This window comes from Geodermatophilus poikilotrophus (assembly GCF_900111455.1).
In the GTDB taxonomy this organism is placed as follows: domain Bacteria; phylum Actinomycetota; class Actinomycetes; order Mycobacteriales; family Geodermatophilaceae; genus Geodermatophilus; species Geodermatophilus poikilotrophus.
The window spans coordinates 418,622-439,696 of record NZ_FOIE01000001.1; the positions used below are offsets into that span (position 1 = coordinate 418,622).

Genomic DNA, 21,075 nt, shown 5'->3' on the forward strand with positions numbered 1-21,075 from the left:
TCACTGGTTGAGGGTCGGCTCGGAGGGCTCGGGCACGTCGAGGTCGCGCTCCCAACCCTCGTTCTCGAGCTTGATCGTCTCGATGGCGACCGCGTTGGCGTTGGCGTCGAGGTCCGGCAGCGTCTGGAACTCCGAGACCCAGCAGCGGTAGACCTTGAAGGTCTTCACGACCTGGCCGGCCTCGTTGTAGAGGTCGATCAGGATGTCGCGCCGGAAGTCCTTGAGCGACATCTCCTGCCCGAGCCCGTTGCCGTAGTGCCACACCTTGTTGGCCCACTGCTCGAACTCGACGTCGTGCGTGACGCCGCGTTCGAGGGTGATCGCCTCGTACTTGGTCCGGCCGGGAGCCCGGCGGCTGCTGCTGGGGTCGCCGCCCTCGCGGTGCTCGACCACCTCCGTCGTCCGCTTGAGGGCGCTCACCTTGCTGATGCCGGCGACGTTCCGGCCCTCCCACCTGACCCGGAACTTGAAGTTCTTGTACGGGTCGAAGCGGTGGACGTTGACGTTGAACTGCGCCATCGTCGCCTCCTCAGGCCTGGACCTGTCCAGCCATCTGCTGGAGCTTGAGCACGACGAACTCGGCCGGCTTCAGCGGCGCGAAGCCCACGACGACGTTGACGATGCCGAGGTTGACGTCGTTCTGCGTCGTCGTCTCCTTGTCGCACTTGACGAAGTAGGCGTCCCGTGGTGTGGCGCCCTGGAAGGCCCCCTTGCGGAACTGGTCGTTCATGAACGCACCGACGTTGAGCCGGATCTGGGCCCACAGCGGTTCGTCGTTGGGCTCGAACACGACCCACGCGAGGCTGCGGCGGAGGGTCTCCTCGATGAACAGCGCGGTCCGGCGCACCGGCACGTACTTCCACTCCGAGCCGATCTCGTCGTTGCCGCGGCAGGTACGGGCGCCCCACACCACCGAGCCGTAGACCGGGAAGGTCCGCAGCGCGTTGACGCCCCTCTTGTTGAGCTGCCCGGACTCCGGGTCGGTCAGCGTGTTCACCAGGCCGCGGACGGCACCGAGGCTGGCGTCGATGCCCGCGGGCGCCTTCCAGACCCCGCGGGTGGTGTCGGTCCGCGCGTAGATGCCTGCCACCAGGCCGCTCGGGGGGAAGGCGCGGGCCCGTCCCTCCTGGAGGGGGTCGCCGATCCTGACCCACGGGTAGTAGATGGCGGCGTTGATGCCGGCGGCGCCCGTGATCGGCCTGACCGTCGACTCGTTGGTCGTGGTGCCGCCGTCGGCGATGAGGAAAGCCCGCTTCCTCTGGCAGAAGTCCGCCAACTGCGCCAGCCTCTCGAGGTCGGTGAGTCCTGGGACGCACAGCAGGTTGAACAGGTCGACCCGGTCCAGGTGGAACACGCCGCCGAGGTGACCGTCCTCGTCCGCCTCGGTGGGCACGACCTGAGCCCAGAAGTCGTCGGTGTCGGGAAGGAGCGGGTCGCCGTCCGAGCCGCCGTCGAGCCTCTGGTCCGTGACCGGGGAGATGCTCCCCCCGTCCTCGGGCGCCTGCGCGTTGAGGATCTCGGACTCCTCGTTGACGACGCTCTCCACGAACCGCGAGTCGGCGGGGTCCACGGAGAGGTTCTCGAAGGCCTCGACCAGCTGCTTGCTGCCGCCGGGTGGGTAACGGGAGATCGTCAGACCGAAGCGGCCCGGCTCCCCATCGATCGGGGTGACGTCGACGACGTAGTCCTCCGCCCACAGGCCCGGACCGGTCGCCGTCAGGGTCACGTCGCCCACCGTGGTCGACGCGAACGTGGCGGCGGGGTCGGCGACGCGGATGACGTAGGCCTCCTGACCGCCGGCGGCGAAGAAGTGCGACACCGCGTAGCTCACGGTGCTGTTGCGGTGCAGCCCGCCGAAGAGGCGGTCGTAGTCGCCCCACGAGAAGACGTGGCCGGCCTGGTCGACCGGCCCGCGCGGGGTCCAGCCGACGAACGCGGCGATCGACGTCGCGACCCCGGTGATGGCCCGCACGCCGCTCGGGATCTCCTCGACGTACACACCGGGATAGCTGAGTTGCGTGGGCATGGGCCTACGCTCCTTGGGCTTCGGGGTCGGTGGCCGTCCCCTGGGGCGCGGCGTCGGGCGGCGCCTCGTGCAGCTTCTGCAGGTCGCCGGCGCGGGACCCTTCGAGTGCTGCTTGGTCGGCGGCGGATGCGGCGACCTGAGCCTGCGTCTCACCGACCGCGTTCTCGGCCTTGGCCAGGTCGCCGTTGGCCGTCTCGAGTGCTGTTGCCGCTGCGTGGACGGCCTTGACCAGCTCGGTCTCGCAGCCGGGACCTCGGAGCCGGTCGAGCTCGGTCACGGCGGACTGGATGTCGGCGGCGATCACGCAGGCCTTCCTGGCGTCCCCGGCCGTGGTCGCGGCGACGAGCTCCGGCCGACGGGACTTGAGGCGGCCGGTGAGCTTCCTGATGGCCTCGGGCAGCCCCACGAGACGAGCGCTCGCATCGTCGTAGGCGCTCTGCTTCCGGGTCTGCACCAGCCGCTGCTCGTCCCGCTTCGTCTGCCGCTCGTCCAGCTCCTTCCACTCGGAGTCGACCTTGCTCCGCTTGTCGCGGATGGCCGCGTCGATGTTCTTGACCTTCTCCTTGAGGTTCGTCTTGATGTCGTCGCCGAGCTGTTTGATGAGCGGCTGGGCCGCCTCGACTGCCTGGTCCGTGTCCCTGACGGCAGCGGCGCTCTCGGCCCGCGCCTTCTCGAGTTCGCCCACCGCGCGCTCCAGGTCGGTGAGCTGCCTCTTGCCCGTCTGCTGCCGGATCTGCTGTCCGGCCAGCGCCGCCTTGTCCCGGTCCACGCCAACCGACAGCTGCGACTGGCGCAACCTGATGGCAGGCAGCATCTCGGCCAGGTTCTCCGGCGGCTCGGACGGCTTCGTCCGGGTCTCGGGGTCCGACTGCCCCCCCGCGGAGTAGGCGCGGGACTGCGCCGTGTCCCTCTGGCCGCCCGAAGCGTTGGTCGCGGAGCCACTGGCCGCGGCCTGGTCGTCCCGCATGCTCATTCCGCTGCCCTCCGCTCCGGCTGGCGACCACCATGGGCTCCCTCTGCCGAGCCCTCAGGGAGTGAGACCGAGGTCTCGCGGGGTCACCGCGCGAATGCTGGCCCACGCGCGTCACCGCAGCGTCACGGCGGCGTCACCTCCGGGCGATCCGTGCCGTCGACGGAACTGCCAACCCACTCGGGGACGTGATGCGTGGGCGCGTCCCCGATCGCGGTGCCGGGTCGGCTGCGGTTGTCGGATGTGGCTCTCGGGGACGTTGGCCGCGGGCGTCTCTCGGCCGTTCCTCCCCTAGCGAGGAGCTGGCCATGACCGCCGCGTCACACCCGGCGGGCGTGCGAACAGCCCGCTCGACGACCGAGCGGCTCCATTCAGCGCACTCCCGCGGTCGTCGACCAGGGAGCGGTGCGGACGAAGATCGGGACGTCGTGGGACGGGGAGATTGCGACCGTCCGCGGGCAGGTTCGGCAGCGAGTGGTCCCCAGAGGAGGTCACCCGTGGGGAGCTGCCGAGGACGACGGCGCCGCTGCGATCGGCGACTCCACCCTGGGTCGGGAGGATCTCGGTGGTCTCGCCGGGACTGCGCCGCTCCGGGCGATGTCGTCTTCCGACCACGCGGGATGGTCCGGCGCTGCGCTGGGCGGCAGGCGCGCCGTCCGCCGTTCCGACCATTCGACGTCACGGGGTCCCGCAGGGGCGGGACCCCGGCCCGGGCTGGAGGAGCGGGGGAACCGGTAGCAGAGCGGCCTCTCGACGAGTTCCTCCCCGGCTCGCTGACGACTGGCGAGACGTGGTCTGGCCGGCTCCGCCGCCGGCGTGCGTGCATGCCGCGCTCGCCCTGGGCACGTGCGCCCTCCGGTCGCGGGGCGACCGGAGGGACGCCAGCCGACGTCTAAGTCTTCTCCTCCTCGCCGGTCGGCTCACCTGTCGCGCCGAACCCGGTCCGGATGTGCTTGACCTCGTCGTCGAACCAGACGGGCTTCTCGTAGCGCAGCATCTCGACGATCACCTGGAACTCCTGGGCGTTGGAGTAGGTCCGGTTGTCGAGCTGCGAGTTGCCGGCGTCGTACAGCGCGATGCGACCGTCGTGGTTGTCGACGTCCCATCGGGTGTAGTACCGAGCGACTTGCATCAGTGCCATGGGGGTCACCCTTCTTCCTCGAACGCCACCGGTCGGGAGACACCGGGCCTGCGTCGGGACGTCGGCACCGGCCTCCGACCCCGACCCCGGCTCCCCTCAGGACGACCCACGCGGCTCCGCCTCACAGACAGCGGGGTCGAGTGGGCACTCAGGCGTGGCGGCCGCGGTGCTCCGGCCGACCTCGGTCGCGGCACCACGCCGCGAGGACGCTACGGCCGCACGCGTCACGTCGATGTCAACGTGCCGTCACCGGTTCGGGCGCGTGCGGCGCCTGTCGAGCCGCACGGGCTTGACGGACTCGAGCCTCCGCCTTGTGACCGGCATGTCCGACCGGACATCGGCTGGCTCCGGTGGGTGGCCAGGGCAGGTCATGACCGACGGGCGGCCGGAGCGGTCCCACCCGGCGCTCTCCTCGTCGTTGACAGATCGGTGACACCGGTCGTGCTGTCCTGCACGAGGCGCTGCCACAGCCCGGCAGGAGTGGTCCCACCACGGAGAACCGCGACGGGGCCACCTCGCCGGCCGGCCATGCCTCCGGGCGGAAAGGAGTGCGCCGTGTCCGATCCTGAAGGCGCGCGAGCCTACGACCCTGAGGGTCCGAGGACGCCGGACCCGGAAGGCCCACGAGGAGAACACGCCCGAGGAGGTCCGCCGCGGCGATGGAACCTCGCGTACCCGCTGGCGGTCCTGGCGCTCCTGATCGGCTTGGTCGGCTGGTTCCTTCCGCCGGGTGACGAACCCCCTCCGCCTCCGAACGGGGCCAGTTCGACCTCGGTCGTCCCGGGACCCACTGGCCCGGCGGGGCCGACCGGACCGACGGGGCCAACCGGCCCACCCGGACCGAGTGGGCCTCCGGGACCCAGCGGACCTCCTGGTCCCAGTGGACCTCCCGGGCGGGACGCCACCGCTGGACCCGCCACGTCTCCTGCGGAGACCGGTGGTGCCCAGCCGACGAGGACCACGTCGCCCGGCACGCCCGTCGGAGCACCGCAGACCGGTGCCGGTGGCGCGGCATCAGGGCCCGACGTCCTGCTCGTCGTCGTCGGCGGCAGCACCCTGCTGGTGGCCGGGTTCATCGTTGGCCATGCCGCGCGTCGGCGCACGAGCGTGCCCGCTCGTGGTGGGCCTCCCGCGGACGGGCCGTCGTGACCGGCGCCCGACGGCGGTGAGCCGAGGAGCCCACGTCCGTGCGCGGCGACCGACGACGGGTCGCACTCGTGGTCGGCGCCGTCCTCGCCGGCATCGGCCTGGTCCTGCTGCTGCTAGGGGTGCGTGCCCCCGCGTCGTCCCCGGCACCGGAGCCGGCCCGCGCCGCGCCGTCGCTCCCGGTGGACATCACCCCCGACGCAACCAGCACGCCCCGGCTGCGGCCGCCGGTCGACGCGCTGCCCCGGTCCGTGCCGGTCCGGCTCGACATCCCACGGATCGGCGTGCACACGGAACTCATCGCCCTGGGCCTGAACCCGGACGGGACGGTGGCGGTACCACCGCTGGACCCCGGATCCCCGGCCGGTTGGTACCAGTACCTGGCCTCCCCGGGGGAGCCGGGCCCGGCGGTCCTCCTCGGCCACGTCGACAGCCATCGAGGACCTGCCGTCTTCCACCGGTTGCCGGACCTGGCGCCGTCGGACGCCGTCGTCGTCCGACGCGCCGACGGTCGCTCCGTCGTCTTCGCCGTCGAGTCGGTGCACACGTACCCGAAGACCGCGTTCCCCACCGAGGCGGTGTACGGCACCAGTGGCGACCCGGTGCTCCGACTCGTCACCTGCGGAGGCGTCTTCGACCGCGCCCAGCGCGCGTACCTGGCCAACGTCGTGGTCTACGCCCGCTTCGTCGGGTGGTCCCGATGACCCCCGCCCGTCGGCCGAGTCCCGTGCGGGTGACCCCGGCTGAGCAAGCTCGGCGTACCGGACACGGGTAACCCGATGTCGATGGAGGCGGAGTCGTCACGGCTGGTGGCGTCGAGGGAGCTCGGCGGAGCCGCCGGCGGTGTCGACGGGGCCGAGCAGGGCATCGACCTCCTCGAACCATCAGGTCCTCGCATGGTGCACGTCCGAATGGCTGGCAGGAGCGCCCCAGGACCGTCTCCAGGAGGGATCCTCGCTGGGCGCGCCGCACCCCGCGCCTGTGCTGCTGCGGGGAGCCGTCGACGACCGGGAGCCACCCCCGTGTGAGGAAGCGCCGCTGACCGCGCTCATCGCGGACTACTAAACCTGGCGACGGAGGCCTACCAGGCGGATGCGATCGACCGCGGTTGGGGGTTCCTGCACCGCGCAGGAGAGACCGAGGTCCTCACGGGACGGTGGGAGCTGGACGCCGCGGCCGTCACCCTGGCCGCGGAGTGGGCGGGCGGGAGGATCCCGGGATGGCGACGCGATGCCATCGGGGGCCGAGACGGCGGAGGGAGCCGGAACCGGGCGGCGACCGGCGCCCGTTCGCCGCCCTCCCCGGCATCCCGGACCACCCCCGGTCACCACCCGCGCCCTCCCGCTACGACGGATGGCGTCGCCGGGTGCGACCCATGCTCCGCGGAGTGCTCCCCTCGGACCCGCCCGCCGTTGGGCGAGACCTCACTTCTCGAGGAACACCAGTCGCTCCGGCGGCCGGGTGAGGCGCAGGTGCTGGCCGTGCACCTCCACGAAGGTGTCCAGGTTCGTGGACTGCCCGTCCGGGACCGTGAACAGGCGGTCGGGCCAGGCTGCGAGGAAGGCGACGAAGCCGCCGAGGTCGACTCCCCCGGTGTTGTCGAGCGCGAGGTAGTCCGCGAGCCGTCGGAACAGCTTCGGCAGGAGGACCAGCTCGGTCGTCAACTGCTCGCGTGACCGCAGCTCGAACCCCGCGTTGGTGCTGTCTGCCGCCCACACGCCCCTCCCCGCGTCGCGGGAGGTCCGCGCCCCTTCGGCCAGCGCGTCCCGGAGATCGTGGTACAGCCGGGAGTAGAAGGTGGGGTACGCCCAGCCGGCCTCGAGCAGCCGGGAGTTGACCGAGGTCCTGAGTCCGACCGCATCGAGGAACACCGGGGCGCCGTCGTCACCGGCCGGCTGCTGCCCGTCGGCGAACACCATGGCGACCGCGCGACCGTACTTGTCGGCGAACCGGGTCAGGATGGCGCCCGGTCGCGCGCTCGGGGTGGCGGCGGTGACGGTCTCCTGCTCGTCCCTGACCACGTCGCCGAAACCGAGCAGCTCGAGCAGCGCGGCGGCAGCGCCGTTGCCCACCTGGGGATTCTGACGCCAGGTGTGCGGGCTGGACCGCGGGGTGTAGTGCGTCTCCAGGGCATCGACGGCATCCAGCCGGAGCTGGACCCCGCCGTGCGCGTTGGCGCGTACCTCGATCCGCGCCCGGGCCCAGATCCCTGGGTCGGCCGGGTAGAACCGGATGGAATCACCGTCGGGGGACGTCCCGACGATCCGGAACTGTCCTCGCAGCAGGGTGAGGGGCACGGCACCCTCCTTCCTCGTCGTCCTCCGGTCGGAGGCTCTGGGTCCCGCCCGTCTCGCTCGCTCCCCGGAACGTGCGCCTGGATGAGGACGAGGGGCCCGGCGGACAGCGCGAGCGGGGCGGTCCAGCCCTGAGGCCCGAGGGTCCGTCTCGCCGGTCCCGGGCCGTCAGCCGTGCCGGTTGCCCCGCAAGTGCCCGACGGCCCGAGCGGTCAGCGAGCCGAGGACCGCGTGTGCACCGACGACGACCAGACCCGCGATGACCGGCAGCCGGCCCGGTTCACCGCGGACGAGCTGCGGCACGGTCGCCCTGCCGGCCTCGAGGAGGGAGGAGGTGTCCAGACAGGCACCTGGCCGCAAAGCCGGACGCGCCGCCTGGTGGTCGGGCGGCGGGCCGGCCCCCAGTCCGCTGAACTGCGGCAGCTCTTCTCGGAGTATCTCGTCGTGGAGCTGCCTGACGAGGACGTCCCGCACCTGCGCCAGCTCCGCCGCCTCTGGTAGGCCGGCGATGTCACGCAAGGCCGGCAGGACGTCCTCGCCCTGCCGGGGCTCCGTGACGATGTCGACCAGGCTGCACGCGGCGTCGAGCCGGCCCCAGGTCCAGTCGTTGAGGCGCCAGCGCGCGGAGAGGAAGGCGGCGAAGTTCCTCAACTGGTTGCCGGCGAGCTTGTCCCCGACCGAGAAGGGCTTCCCGTCCGGGTCGCTCACCAGCGGGCTCTGGTTCTGTGCGGACAGCATGTGGAAACGCACCGGAGCGGTCTCCGCGAGGGGGTCGGGCCGCAGCGGGCCGGTGAGCAACTCGGTCGCCGCCAGCACCGCGGCGGTGGCTTCGTCAGAGCCCTCGCAGCCGGCAGCTGCTCCCACCAGGCACCCGAGGAACGCCCGGACCGGCCGATTGCCGGCGGCAGCCGCGAGAGCCTGCGCCTGCGCCACCAGGTCCTGCCACAGCGTGTCCCAGGTCGGCCAGCCCTCGTCCGCACCTGCAGTTGCCGCTGCCGCCCGACGAACCAGCTCCTCGGCGTCCTCCAGGCCGCGGTTCGCCGTCGGCGCCGCCGCGAGGCGACGGTCGGCCTCGGCCACGAGCGCCTCGATCCGCGATCGGAGCTGGTACAGGTCCCCCTTGACCTTCAGCCCCTGCTCGCCGAGCTCCCGAGCGCCGTCCAGCAGCACGGCGACCGTCCGGGCGAGCACCTGTGGCGAGCGGAAGCGGGGCCCCAGGTCCGCCAGGATCCGCCGGGGCTCACCGGCCGGGGTCTCCCCGCTGAGCACCAGCTCGGGACCCGCGGCAGGGAGCGTGGCCAGGACGGCCGTGGGGTCCGCGCAGCAGGCCAACGGGGTCCTCGTCGTCCCGCGGAACCCGAGGGGGTCGGCGCCCAGCACGGGCAGCGGGTCGATCCACAGGGCACGCACGCGGCTGGCCTCGACCAGGCCGGCGCGCTGCCGGTAGTCCGGCACGGCGGCCAGCGCTCGCTCGTACAGCCCGGACAGGAAGGCAGCGCGGGTCTGGTCGGAGGGCACCTGACCCAGGGCGTACTCCAGGACCTGCCGGAACCCCTGCCGGGTCAGCGCCCTGCGTTGCAGGGTCTCCAGCTCGTCGAGGTCGTCGGCGAGCACCTCGGTGCCGCCCTGGAGGCTGCGCGCCCGGCGGACCGTCGTCAGGAGGTCGGCCCTCCCCTGCTTCGCCGCGGGCGACGGTGCCTCGAACGGCACCGGCTGGAGGTAGACCAGCCAGCGGTGCACCGGTGTGTCGGCCGGAGCGGCCGCGATGGACCGGATGGCCCAGGCGACCGGGATGTTGTCCAGGACGCCGCCGTCGATGACGTGGTCCCGGTCCACCTCGCCGTCGCGGGTGCGGGATTCGCTGAAGGTGCCGTAGTGGGTGCCGGGGAGTCCCGCGGGGGGATCTCCGTTCTCGCCCGGCGGTGTGAAGCCGACGCTCGCCGGCTCGAAGGCGCCGGGGAAGGACGAGGTGGCGCGCGCAGCGTAGGCGAGCCGGCGGAGCGCCTCGTCGCGGTCCGGGGGTTGATCGGGGAAGTCGGACAGGTCACGCCCCAGGTGCCGAAAGCGGAACCACGCGCGGTTGCGCCGCTCCACCAGGGGCGGACCGAGGTCCTGGTAGCGGGTGCGCGGCACCGGCGAGAACAGGGTCCCGGTCAGCACGGTGTCCAACCGTGCCCGGCCCGGGGGGGCGTCGACCTGCCCGACGAGGTCGAGCAACTGCGGGGCGAGTGCCCCGTAGAAGGCGCGGTCGCCGTCGAGGAGCGACACCGGTGACCGGAGGCCGGCACGCCGCCTGAGGCGGCCGATGTCCCCCAGGCGCAGCCACAGGTCGCGGATGCGACCGTCGAAGGGCATGCCGTAGACCACGCTGCACGACATCAGCGCGCAGTTGAGCCCTCCGGCACTCGCACCGGCGAGGACGTCGACGGCGACCGAGCCGTACCCGGCTGCGTCCAGCATCCGTCCGTAGGTCGAGGTCTGCGGCCCCGCTCCTAAGGACGCCCGACGCATCCGGTCGACCTCGCTGCACGCGCCACCCATCCAGACCGCCAGGCTCACACCGCCGCGCATCGCCAGGGCCAACCGGAGCTCCGGCTTGGTGGCCATCGCACACTCCCGTCCGCAACTCCCGGTGGAGACATCCCCAGGACCCGTGCCGCCACGTCGCGGACTCGGGTGAGGTCCTGACGGAGCGATCCCCAGCCGTCACCTGGAGCCTGACGATGGCAGTCCCCGTGTCACTGCGACGTCACGACGCCGTCACCCCGTCCCGCGGGCCGGCGGCCGGCCGCCTGGACGCCCTCGGCCCTCGAGGGGCCGCCACCGGGCGCCGTCGGTGATGCCGCGATGACGAACTCGTGACGCACCGCAGCGGACCCTCGGTGCCGAGCGCCAGCTCACCCACTGCTCACGTCAACCGAGGATGGGGAAGAGATGATCGAGCACAAGGCGACCAAGCCGATGGCCATGCTGTTGCAGGACCCGTCCATCCGGGATGCTGGCGGCGAGCACCTGCACGAGGACTGGCCGTTCCCGCTCGACACCGACTACCTGCTCGGCACCGGGTCCAGCAAGTTCGTGGTCCGCGACGCCGACCACCTGGACAACCCCGTCTTCGACTCCGCGGACTGGTCCGACCCCGGCCTGGCGCTGACCTACGGCGAGTTCAACCGTGCACCGGCCGAGCGTCCGCTGCTCGAGAACGCGCAGTTCCACCAGGTGAACGTCTTCGCCGTGGCCGGCCACACCCTCCGGGCGTTCGAGGAGGCGCTGGGGCGGGAGATCCAGTGGCGCCACGGGGGCCCCCTGGTGATCCGGCCGCACGCCTTCGAGGGGGCCAACGCCTACTACGACGGGATGTCACCGTCGCTGAACTTCGGCTACTTCCGCTCCCCCATCCGCGCGGCGACGGTGTGGACCTGCCTGTCCCACGACATCGTGGCGCACGAGCTGGGGCACGCCGTCTTCGACTCCTTCCGCCCGCTGTTCCTCTACTCAGCGGAACTGGACGCCGCGGCGCTGCACGAGTCCCTGGGCGACCTGCTGGCGCTGTTCTCCGCGCTGGAGCACGCACCCGTCGTCGAGCGCATCTTCGCGGACTCCGGCGGGGACATGCGCCGGCCGACGCTCGTCAGCGGCCTGGCCGAGGAGTTCGGGATCGGCCTGCGCGGCAGCGGATCCGCCTACCTGCGATCCGCCCTGGAGGGGCCGCCGTACGACGAGGCCGACAAGGAACCGCACGCCCGATCGACGGTGTGGACGGCCGCCGTCTACGACATCCTCGTGGAGCTCGTCGACGCCGTCCTGGAGACCGACTGCCCCGACCCCGAGGGACGGCGGGACCTCGACTCCTTCAAGCAGGCGGTGGTCACCGCGACCCGGCGGCTGCGGCGGATGACCCTGCGTGCCCTCTCCTACGTGCCGCCCACGGGCGTCACGATGCCGGTGCTGGCCCGCATGGTGTACGAGGCCGACCAGCGGCTCTTCCCGAACGACGCGCTGTCCCGGGACATCGCCCAGCGGGTCTTCGAGCGGCGTGGTCTGTGGGACCCGGAACTGGCGTTCACGCCACCCGGGATCGGGCTGAACTTCCAGGACTGGGACGCGCTGAGCGTCGGTGCCCGGGCCGCGCTCGTCGCCCACCACGCCGACGCGCTGCGCATCCCGGCCGGCCCCGGGGTCCGCCTGCTCACCCCGCAGCTCAGCACCGCGGTCCGGGAGGCCGACGCCGCCCGGAGCGGGGTGGAGACCGGGGCGGTCACCGAGCGCTACCTGCACTACGCGTACGAGTACGTCGTCCAGCAGGAGGTCTGGGGCGAGAACGGCCCCGAGCTCGTGGGTGTGTCGGTGTTCAACGGTGGCACGCTGGTCCTGGACGACTGCTGGAACGCCGTCCTCCTCGTCACGGACCCGCCCGCCTGGACCGAGGACCTGGGCGCGGACGACCCCGCACAGAGCGCCTTCCGGCGAGCCGTCAGCCGGTTCCAGGAGACGCACCGCTCGGCTCTGGGGTCGCTGCGGGCGCCGAGGACGGACTCGGCCGCCGAGGACAGGGTCCTCGTCGACCGGCCCGGGTGCCCGTTCGCCGTCAAGGCGGTCGGCGGTGGAGCGCTCCGGTTCGTCCGTCGGCGGTGCGACATCGCCGAGCACCTCCGCGCCGTCGGCAGCTCCTCCGTCGCGCTCCGACTCCCGGGGAACGGGGGCCTCCCGAACCGCTGACGAGGAGGGCCGCCGCTCCTCCCGTGCCCGCCCGGTCGACGTGCCGGGGACCACGGGCGGCCCGGCCGAGGCGGAGCACTCCCCCGACCTGGGCGCGGCCCCGGAGCCGACGGGCAGTCGGCCGGGCCCGCGCCCAGGTCACCGGGGACAGCACGACGAGACATCCGGCCGTGGTGACCGCAGAGCGGAGGAACAGTCATGGCAGCACGGGACGCGAACCTGACCACGCTGATGGAGCTCGCCGCGGAGGGTCACTCCACGGCTCTGCTCATCGAGGGGTACGCCGCCGACGACCGCAACCTGCCGGGCAACGTGGTGGTGGCGCAGTCGCCGCAACTGCTGTACTCCGTGCCCAAGGCGGACGTCGAGCACCAGGAGGAAGCAGGGCACGGACGCGTCCGGCTCCGGATCCGCCCGGGGGCTCAGGCGTTCCGCATCGAGCCGTTCCTCGTCGGCGACTCGTACCCGCCCTCCACCGATCCGCACTCGCCGTTCGGCGTGGGGATGGAGTACGTCGTCCCGCCCCCCTCCGCCGACTTCGCGCGCGCGCCCGGCCGCGGCGACGACCGCACCGACACGGTGGAGCTCGCCGCGGCGGCCACCCTGGAGTCCGTGGGGGCGCACTGGACGGACAGCTGCGCGGGCGGGGACCGGTACGCCAACAACTGCGCGCACTTCCTGTCCGACGCCTTCATCAGTGCCGGCTTCTCGGATCTGGCCGCTCCCAACCCCCACATCGAGGCTCGGTGTGGCACCTCGGCGAAGCGGCCGATCCGGGCCCGGAACATGTGGAAGTGGTTCCAGTCCAAGGCGGTCCGGACCAGCCGGACCCTGCAGGAGGGCACGGGCTGGTGGGCGGTCTTCCAGCTCGACGAGACGGTGTACTGGGGCGGGCACGTCGCCGTGTGGGACTCCGACGGCGGCGTCGTGTACGGCACCGGCTGGTATCCCGAGTGGAACCAGCACCTCTACCAGTGGTGAACGAGCCCGTCGGCACGTCCCGGAGACGGCGGTCGTGCTCGGTGCCGGCGAGGAGGCGGTCCGTCGGGAGACGCCGCCCTCCCGGGGCGTGCCGGGGCACCGGACCCGAGGGATCGTCCGCTCGGCCGGACGAGTGCCGGCCCGGTCGTGCAGCGACTTTCGGCCGCAGTCGACACGTCGCGTGGCCGACGTCTTCCCCGCGTCGTGGAGTGAGGCGAGATCTCCGATGACTTCCCCGCAGGACGACCGAACCGGTGCGACCGCCCAGGCCGGTCAGCCGACCTCGGCCCAACGCAGGACCACACACCTCCCGCACGCACCACGCCTCGCGAGTCCGGACCTGACGACCCGCGCCTGGCGCGAGGAGGCCCTCGCCCGCGCAGCCGAGGTCGAGACCCTGTCGAACTGGATCGACGACCTGCCGCCCGGCAGACGAGGTGAACCCGAGCACGGCGCCGACAGGCACCTCGCCAACGCCATCCGGGTCCACATCGGAGCCGTCCGGAATGCCGCCACGGCCGAGGGACCACGGATGCGGACCGGCGCCCGCCTGGGGAGGGTCGCGAGCAACCTGCACGCCGCCGAAGCCGATCTGCTGCGTCGGGCCCCTCTGGAGTACGTCTGCGGTGAGCTCCCGAGCCTGGAAGCGCACGTCAAGCGTCACCTGCCGGCGGACGACCCCCGCCGCAGCCAGGTGGAGGACCTCACCCGCAGACTCAGGGACGAGGGCCGGGTCCTGACCCAGCGGGATCGCGAGAGCCTCATCGCTGCGACCCGGGCGGCGAGTTCGGCCGCAGAGCGCGAACAACAGCGGATCCGCAACTTCCGCACCGTCCTCGCGGCAGCCACGGTCCTGCTCTTCGTCATCGCCGGCCTGGTGGGGGTGCTGGGAGCACTCCGGCCCGAAGCAGTCGCTCTGTGCTTCGAACCCCAGGTCGAGCTGTCGAGCGAGCGCGTGATCGTCTGCCCCACCGGCCAGAGCCGCCTGCCCGCTCCGGATGACGCCGAGCAGGACGTGGACGACGCCGTGCGGAAGACGGTGACCTCGTGGGACGTGCCGTTGATCGAGGTCATCGGGCTGGTGGCGGCCGGCGTCACCGGGGCGGTCGCCCTGCGCCACCTGCGCGGCTCGTCGACGCCGTTCGGCGTCCCCGTGGCGCTCATCGTCCTCAAGCTGCCCACCGGGGCGTTGACCGCCGTCCTCGGCCTCATGCTGATGCGGGGCGGGTTCGTCCCCGGGCTGACGGCACTCGACACGACGCCCCAGATCCTCGCCTGGGCGGTGGTCTTCGGCGCGGGTCAGCAGCTGTTCACCGGGCTCGTCGACCGGCAGGCGCAGACCGTCTTCGACTCGGTCGGCGGCAAGACCTACACGCCCACGGGCGGTTCGTGACCTCGGCGACCGCCAGTCGCTCGGGCGCCGGAGCGGGCCACGGGCCGCGGAGCTGCTGCGATGACGCCGATCCCGTTCGGGTCCGCCCTGACCTCGGTCGACTCCGGCGCCTCACCCTCGGCGGCCCGGCGATGACCACACAGGGGGGACGGCAGCCCGCGGGTGCCGGCGATCCGGGCCGGCTCCCGGCGCCGGTCCCGGCGCGGGGCGAGCGTGACGGCTCCACCACGTCCGGGTGTCCCCTGCTCGGTCGACCGGCCACGCCGTCACCCGGCCCCATGGGCGCTGCAGCCGCGTCCGCCCGGGTCGCGGCATGGACGGACGTCCGCGGTCGTACGGGCGGGTGTCCGAGGACGACGACCGGATGCAGCTGCCGCGTCGTGGTCGCTGCAGCGGCCATCAGGATCGACTCGTCCAGCTGCTGCGCCAGTCGCAGGCCCGGCATCCTGACCGGCTGGTCGTCCTCGGTGGGCATGTGGAAGTCGACCAGCGTCCGCCGGCGCATCAGGGTGAGGGGCACCAACCAGTACTCGACGCCGGCGTCGTTGACGAAGACCGCTGCGTCGTCACGGACACGCAGGTAGACGGTCATCTCCCTGACGGCGCTGCGCTCGTCCTGAAAGGCGATCGTCTCGACGCGGCGCAGGACCCCCATCCCGAAGTGCAGCTGGGCGAGCAGCATCCGGCGGCCCACTTCGGCGCAGAAGGCGGCAGGTAACGCGCCGGAGGTCGCCCGGTGGCTCGCCTGGAGGGCGAGGTCGACCGGACTGGCCGCCACCGCAGCGGCGTGCGGCCGGTGTTGCCCATCGACGTCCGGCCGTCTGCACGTCCTCCCCTGACGCCCCTCCGCGTCGAGCGGTCACGGGGGTCCCGGAGCCCGGGCGTCCGGGCGACGCCGGGTGGCAGCCGTCACCGCGGCATCACCGGGACGGCCGCACACGTGCGTCGCTGTCCTCACCCACCCAGGTCCTGAGGGACGCGGAGGACCTGGCCCACCAGGATCCGGTCCGGATCCGGGAGCTCGTTCGCCACGGTGAGGCGTCGGACGTCGGTGCCGTACTGACGGGCGATGGCGTGGAGGGTGTCCCCCCGGACGACCTGGTGCACCCGGTAGCCCCGCATCCCGGCGATGACCAGAACGGGGACCGTCTGGGTGTCCAGGCCCGGCGGCCGTTCCCCGGAGGGGTCGTCCCCGAACAGCTGGAAGTCGGCCGGCCCGATGTGGTCGGTGTGGACCTCGGCGTGGTGGACGAACGACTCCAGCAACCCCATCGAACCGGCCTGGAAGAAGCCCCCGGCGAGTTCGTGCCCGTTGGAGAGGAGGCGCCAGCCGTACGACGCCTCGAACGCGGTCCCGATCGCGGCGATGGCCACGCTGGAGCCGATGAGGTCCTTGGGCAACGGCTGACGGAGCTGGATGCCGTACGGGTCCACGAGGTCTCCTCCTGGGGCCGGCGGTCGGCGCTCCTCCCGGTCGCGGGTGGTGCTGACCGGTGCAGCTGTCGCCGGACGGGTGCCGTCGGCGCCCGACGCTAGGGCCGGTACGTCACCGGGACGTCAACGCAGTGAGGGCGTCCGGAGCCGCCCCGGCCCTGACCGCGTCCTGGGACGGGAGCCTCGAGCCGGGGCTGCTGGTCCGTTCAGGCCAGCAGCCCCGCGAGCGAGGCGTCGGAGTCGGCGAGCGCAGCGCGGTCGTAGGTGGCACCCGTGGCCAGCAGTTCGTCGGCGCCGGTGCGATCGGCGAGCTGCTCGAGGCGGCGGCGGACCGTCTCCGGGCTGCCGGTGGTGACGGCGTCGAGCCCGTGCTCGACCTGGCCGGCGACGCGGTCGTCCCAGCGCTGGTCGCGGATGGCCGCAACCGGCTCGAGGACGTCGAAGACGCCGGTGCGCCGCGAGCGGACCATCGCCCACACCTCGGGCAGAGCCAGCTCGCGGGCCTCGGCATCGGTGTCGGCGACGAGCACGTCGAGCGAGACCACGACGTGCGGACGGCCATCCCGATGGGGACGGAAGTCGCGGCGGTAGGCCGCGAGCCGGTCCCCCAGGTCCGGCTGGTCGAGCACCGGGCCACCCAGCACGACCGGGAGCCCGAGCCGGGCGGCGACCTCGACCCCGCGGCCGGTGGCGAGCACGAACAGCGGGACCGGCGCCTCGGGGACCGGGTGCGCGGTGACCAGTGCGGTCCGCTCGAGGTAGCTGCGGAGCTCGACGACGTCGTCGGCGAACGTGTCCGGCTCGTCGGCGGAGCGACGGAGGGCGCGCCGGACGGGCGGGGTGAAGCCGAGCGAGCGGCCCAGGCCGAGGTCGATCCGGCCCGGGTACAGCCCGGCGAGGACCAGGAACTGCTCGGCCACGACGAGGGGCTGGTGGTGCGGCAGCATCACCCCGCCCGACCCGAGCCGGATCGTCGCCGTGTGGGCCCCGATCGCCGCGAGCAGCACCGCCGGCGCTCCCGACGCGATCCCCGGCACGCCGTGGTGCTCGGCAACCCAGAACCGGTGGTAGCCGAGCCCCTCCGCCGCGACCGCCCGCTCCACGGTGTGCGTCAGCGCGGCCCCCTCGGGGGAGCCTGCGCGGGTCCGGGAGCGGTCGAGCAGCGAGAGCCTCACAGCAGGGGCCAACCGGGGACGGGTCGTCCGGCTTCCGGCCGGAGCGGAGCCGGGGTACGCCGTGTCGGGGCGGATCGCGATCGCCGCCAGCGGACGGCAGCGACCCCTGCCGCGGGATCGGCGCCGTCGACGCTGGCACCGGGGGGCCGTGTCCCCGAGGATGAGGGCACGCCGGCCGGGCAGGACCCGGCCGCCGAGGGGGGCGAGGGCGATGGACGACGTGGTGCGCAGTGCGGTCCGCTGGGCGGCCACCCACGGAGCGATGCGGGTGGCGATCCGGGCGAAGGCCCGCGCGGGCAACCCGGACGCCCAGGTGATGACCGACCCGGTCCTCCGCGGGGACCCGTACGCGCACTACGAACGGCTGCGGACGGCGGCTCCCTTCGCCGACGGGGCCCTGGCCCGCGTCAGCGTGCACCACGACGTGTGCACCGACGTCCTGCGCAGCGAGGACTTCGGGCAGATCGGTGCGTACCGGACCGACCGGCTCCCGCCGGTGTTGCGGCTGGCGCTGCGGCTGGCCGGGCCCCGGCCGAGCGTGAGCCCCATCGACCCGCCGTCGATGGTCGCCGTCGACCCGCCCGAGCACACGCGCTACCGCCGGCTGGTCAGCCGCGCGTTCAGCGCCCGCGCCGTCGCCGGGCTGCGCGAGCGCACCCGCCAGATCGCCGACGAGCTCCTCGACGACCTGGAGCGCGAGGCCGCCGCGCACGGCGGTCAGGTGGACCTCGCCGCCCGCTACGCCAGCCTGCTGCCGGTCACGGTCATCTCCGAGGTGCTGGGCGTCCCGGTGGCGATGCGCGAGCAGTTCCTCGCCTGGGGCGACCGCGCCGCGCCGGTCCTGGACATGGGCCTGGACTGGTCGACCCACCGCGACGTCGAGCGCAGCCTCGCCGAGCTCGACACCTGGTGGCGCGGGCACCTGCAGCAACTGCGCCGGGACCCGGGCCCGGACCTGCTGTCCGCCCTGGTGACCACGGTCGACGAGGACGGTGGCGGCCTCACCGAGACCGAGCTGCGGGCCACGGCCGCGCTGGTCGTGGGCGCCGGGTTCGAGACGACCGTCAACCTCATCGGCAACGGCGCCGCCCTGCTGTTCGCCCACCCCGACCAGCGCCGACTGCTGGCCGAGGACCCGTCGCTGTGGCCGAACGCGGTCGACGAGGTCCTCCGCGTCGACCCCCCGGTGCAGCGGACCGCACGACGGGCCAGGCGGCCCACCACCGTCCACGGGGTCCCCGTCGCCGAGGGCGAGTGGCTGATCCTCCTGCTCGCCGCGGCCGACCGGGACCCGCGGGTGTTCCCCGATCCGCACGTCTTCGACGTGACGCGCCCCAACGCGCGCGACCACCTCGCCTTCGGGAGCGGCATCCACTTCTGCCTCGGCGCCGCGCTCGCGCGGATGGAGGGCGAGGTCGCGCTGCAGGCGCTGTTCGAGCGGTTCCCCGACCTCGGCCCCGCGGGTCCCGGGCGCCGCCGCGGCACGGTCATCCTGCGCGGTCACGAGTCCCTGCCCGTCGTCCTCGGGCCGACCACGCCGCTCTCCCGGCCCGGGTCCGGCGCGAGCCGGCCCGACCAGGAGCCGATCGGGACCGGGCCCGCCTGAGCCCGGCAGCGGGGTGTGCGGCCCGTCCCGGCCGCAGGTGGGATGGGCCATGACCTGGGCTCGGGACGACGGGCGCGCCCTGCGGGCAGCGGAGCGAGGACACGATCCCCGGCCGAGCGACGCGGACTCGCCCCGCCGGATCACCGCCGCGGGCTGGCGCCGCATCCTCCGGCGCGTCGCGGGGCACGTGCTGAGCGACCGCCTCATGGTGCAGAGCGCGGGAGTGGCCTTCTTCGCCGTCCTCTCGATCGCCCCGGTGCTGGTGACGGCGATCTCGGTGTACGGCGCCGTCAACACGCCGGAGCAGGCGCTCCAGCAGCTGTCGAGCGTGGCGGGGGTGCTGCCCGCCGACCTCCGGTTGGTGGTGGCCGACCAGCTCACGACCATCACGGCCGCCTCCACCCAGGTGCTCACCTGGCGCGGGCTGACCGGCCTGGTGGTGGCGCTGTGGACGGCGACGACCGCGATGACCTACCTGATCGACGGGTTGACCCTCGCCTACCACGAGACCGAGACGCGGGGGTTCCTGCGTCGCAGCGGGCTCGCGCTCGTGTTCGTGCTGAGCGGGGCCCTCCTCCTCGGCGCCGTCATGGCCGCGGCCGGCGCGGGCTCCAGAGCGCTCGCCGGGGTGCCCGGGCCGGTCCGCACCGTCCTGCCGGTGGTGTCCTGGGCCGGACTCGCCGTCCTCGTGACCGTGGTGCTCGCCGTCCTGTACCGGTACGCACCCGACCGGAAGGAGGCCCGCTGGCGGTGGATCACCTTGGGCTCGACCATCGCCACGGTGCTCTGGCTGGCCACCACGGCGGGGCTCTTCGCCTACGTCGAGCGCCTCGGCAGCTACCAGTCGACGTACGGGTCCCTCGCCGGGGTGGCGATCAGCATGTTCTGGCTGTGGACGACCGTCTTCCTGGTCATCGTGGGCGCGGCGGTCAACGCCGAGACGGAGCGGCAGACCGCCCGTGACTCGACGGTCGGGCCCGAGCAGCCGCTGGGTGCGCGGGGGGCGGTCGTGGCGGACAGCGCGCCCCCGTTCCCGGGCGAGGGATGACGCACCGGCCGCCGTCCGCACCGCCCGCGGGTGGGCGCTACGACGGCTCGCTCCCGGTCGCGCCGGCCACGTCGGGGCTCCCCGGCACACCGGTCCGCCGCAGGCCCCGCGCCGGCTGAGCCGCAGCGGAGGTCGTGGTGATCCAGGCGTCGATCGTCTCCCACCAGTGGTACAGCCACTCGGTCAGCTGCGCCTCGTCCCGCGGCACCTCGGCGGCCGGGATGAACCACCAGCGCAGGTGCAGGGTCTTGTCCATGGGCAGGCTCCGCCACAGGTCGCGGACCGTGCTCAGGTGCTCCAGCCCGGTGTGCGCGACGAGGACGACGTCGGCGTGCGGGGCCGCGTTCAGCGCCGCGACGACGCCACCCGGCCGCGGCGGCAGCAGGTGCCGCATCGCCTCGGCCCGGCGCACGGCGGCCACCAGCCCACGGTCGCGCAGCCGCTGGAGGGCCCGGACCTTGCGCCGCGGGGTGAAGTTGGCGCCCTCGGGGAAGATCAGCAGCGCGTCCTCCTCCCCCAGGTCGCGGGCCAGGTCGGCGATCGCCTCCTCCGAGCCGAACCCCACCGCAGGGTCCGACGAGACGAAGTGGTTGGGCAGCCGGTTGAGGTACACGTCGATCAACGGGTCGAGCTGCAGCACGTCCTTGAGCACGATCCGCGGCTGGCGCAGGTGGTCGCGGTCCATCAGCGTGCGCACGAGCAGGAACGAGTCGCCCGGACCGGCGTGCCGGGAGAGCACGACCATGGCGTTGGTCGAGCCGGGGATCCCGTCGTCCAGCGGCGACCAGGACTCGCCGTCGGTGACCAGGCGCAGCGCGAACAGCCGCTGCGCCAGGCGCATGAGGACGTCGAGCAGCAGCCGAAGGACGGTGTAGTGGGCCGCCCGGAACGCCGGGGTGTGCAGGCGGCGACCGAAGCCGCTGAGCACCCACAACACCCCCGCGACGACCAGCCCGGCCACCTCCAGTGCGAGGTACCCGAGCGCGAAGACCAACAGCCGCAGAGCGCGGAGCCGGCCGGGCAGGAAGGCCGAGGCGAGCACCGCCACCACCGCGAGCACGGGCAGCAGGACGACGCCGACCACCAGCGCGCCGGGGAGCAGCGGACCGGCGACCCGGCGCACGCGGCGCGGGGGCAGCACC

General features: G+C 73.3%; 16 protein-coding genes. 7 read left to right on the plus strand and 9 right to left on the minus strand.

Annotation, left to right across the window (positions count from 1 at the left end):
- The 4 genes from BMW27_RS01880 to BMW27_RS01895 form a co-directional block, all read right to left on the minus strand.
- On the minus strand, positions 1-519 hold the full coding sequence (locus BMW27_RS01880; RefSeq protein ID WP_091438209.1) for a phage tail protein: 519 nt from the start codon (positions 517-519) through the stop codon (positions 1-3).
- Positions 520-529: 10 nt separating this feature from the next.
- A complete protein-coding gene (locus tag BMW27_RS01885; protein WP_091438212.1) occupies positions 530-2,026 on the minus strand; it encodes a phage tail sheath family protein in 1,497 nt (498 codons plus the stop codon).
- Between the two features lie 4 nt (positions 2,027-2,030).
- Complete coding sequence (locus BMW27_RS01890) at positions 2,031-2,999, minus strand: hypothetical protein (protein ID WP_091438215.1); 969 nt, start codon at positions 2,997-2,999, stop codon at positions 2,031-2,033.
- An 889-nt stretch (positions 3,000-3,888) separates the two neighbouring features.
- Entirely contained in the window at positions 3,889-4,137 is a 249-nt protein-coding gene (locus BMW27_RS01895) for a hypothetical protein (protein WP_091439733.1), read from the minus strand.
- Positions 4,138-5,324: 1,187 nt separating this feature from the next.
- Here BMW27_RS01895 and BMW27_RS01905 point away from each other — a divergent pair.
- Positions 5,325-5,987, plus strand: a complete 663-nt coding sequence (locus BMW27_RS01905; protein WP_091438219.1) for a class F sortase — start codon at positions 5,325-5,327, stop codon at positions 5,985-5,987.
- A 720-nt stretch (positions 5,988-6,707) separates the two neighbouring features.
- Here BMW27_RS01905 and BMW27_RS01910 read toward each other — a convergent pair.
- Positions 6,708-7,580 (minus strand): thermonuclease family protein, encoded by an 873-nt coding sequence (locus tag BMW27_RS01910; protein WP_091438222.1) that lies wholly within the window; start codon positions 7,578-7,580, stop codon positions 6,708-6,710.
- Between the two features lie 165 nt (positions 7,581-7,745).
- Positions 7,746-10,184: a patatin-like protein gene (locus BMW27_RS23165; protein WP_091438225.1), complete on the minus strand. Its 2,439-nt coding sequence runs from the start codon at positions 10,182-10,184 to the stop codon at positions 7,746-7,748.
- A gap of 327 nt (positions 10,185-10,511) precedes the next feature.
- Between BMW27_RS23165 and BMW27_RS01920 the strand changes: the two genes are divergently transcribed.
- The 4 genes from BMW27_RS01920 (at position 10,512) to BMW27_RS01935 (ending at position 15,388) form a co-directional block, all read left to right on the plus strand.
- On the plus strand, positions 10,512-12,296 hold the full coding sequence (locus tag BMW27_RS01920; RefSeq protein ID WP_091438228.1) for a gluzincin family metallopeptidase: 1,785 nt from the start codon (positions 10,512-10,514) through the stop codon (positions 12,294-12,296).
- Positions 12,297-12,494: 198 nt separating this feature from the next.
- Positions 12,495-13,277 (plus strand): hypothetical protein, encoded by a 783-nt coding sequence (locus tag BMW27_RS01925; protein WP_091438232.1) that lies wholly within the window; start codon positions 12,495-12,497, stop codon positions 13,275-13,277.
- 532 nt (positions 13,278-13,809) lie between these two features.
- Positions 13,810-14,670 (plus strand): hypothetical protein, encoded by an 861-nt coding sequence (locus BMW27_RS01930; protein WP_139206808.1) that lies wholly within the window; start codon positions 13,810-13,812, stop codon positions 14,668-14,670.
- A gap of 343 nt (positions 14,671-15,013) precedes the next feature.
- A complete protein-coding gene (locus tag BMW27_RS01935) occupies positions 15,014-15,388 on the plus strand; it encodes a hypothetical protein (RefSeq protein ID WP_091438237.1) in 375 nt (124 codons plus the stop codon).
- 236 nt (positions 15,389-15,624) lie between these two features.
- On the opposite strand, the gene BMW27_RS23620 is transcribed toward BMW27_RS01935, so the two are convergent.
- Both BMW27_RS23620 and BMW27_RS01945 read right to left on the minus strand, forming a co-directional pair.
- On the minus strand, positions 15,625-16,104 hold the full coding sequence (locus tag BMW27_RS23620) for a LysM peptidoglycan-binding domain-containing protein (protein ID WP_217638014.1): 480 nt from the start codon (positions 16,102-16,104) through the stop codon (positions 15,625-15,627).
- Between the two features lie 206 nt (positions 16,105-16,310).
- Positions 16,311-17,279 carry an LLM class flavin-dependent oxidoreductase gene (locus BMW27_RS01945; RefSeq protein WP_091438240.1) on the minus strand — a complete coding sequence of 323 codons (969 nt, stop codon included), beginning with the start codon at positions 17,277-17,279 and terminating at the stop codon, positions 16,311-16,313.
- Between the two features lie 211 nt (positions 17,280-17,490).
- On the opposite strand from BMW27_RS01945, the gene BMW27_RS01950 reads away from it, so the two are divergent.
- Entirely contained in the window at positions 17,491-18,885 is a 1,395-nt protein-coding gene (locus BMW27_RS01950) for a cytochrome P450 (protein ID WP_091438242.1), read from the plus strand.
- 49 nt (positions 18,886-18,934) lie between these two features.
- Entirely contained in the window at positions 18,935-19,933 is a 999-nt protein-coding gene (locus BMW27_RS01955; RefSeq protein ID WP_091438245.1) for a YihY/virulence factor BrkB family protein, read from the plus strand.
- A 37-nt stretch (positions 19,934-19,970) separates the two neighbouring features.
- Here BMW27_RS01955 and BMW27_RS01960 read toward each other — a convergent pair whose 3' ends face one another.
- Positions 19,971-21,074, minus strand: coding sequence for a lysophospholipid acyltransferase family protein (locus BMW27_RS01960; protein ID WP_091438248.1), 1,104 nt, complete (start codon positions 21,072-21,074; stop codon positions 19,971-19,973).
- Position 21,075: the final 1 nt, after the last annotated feature.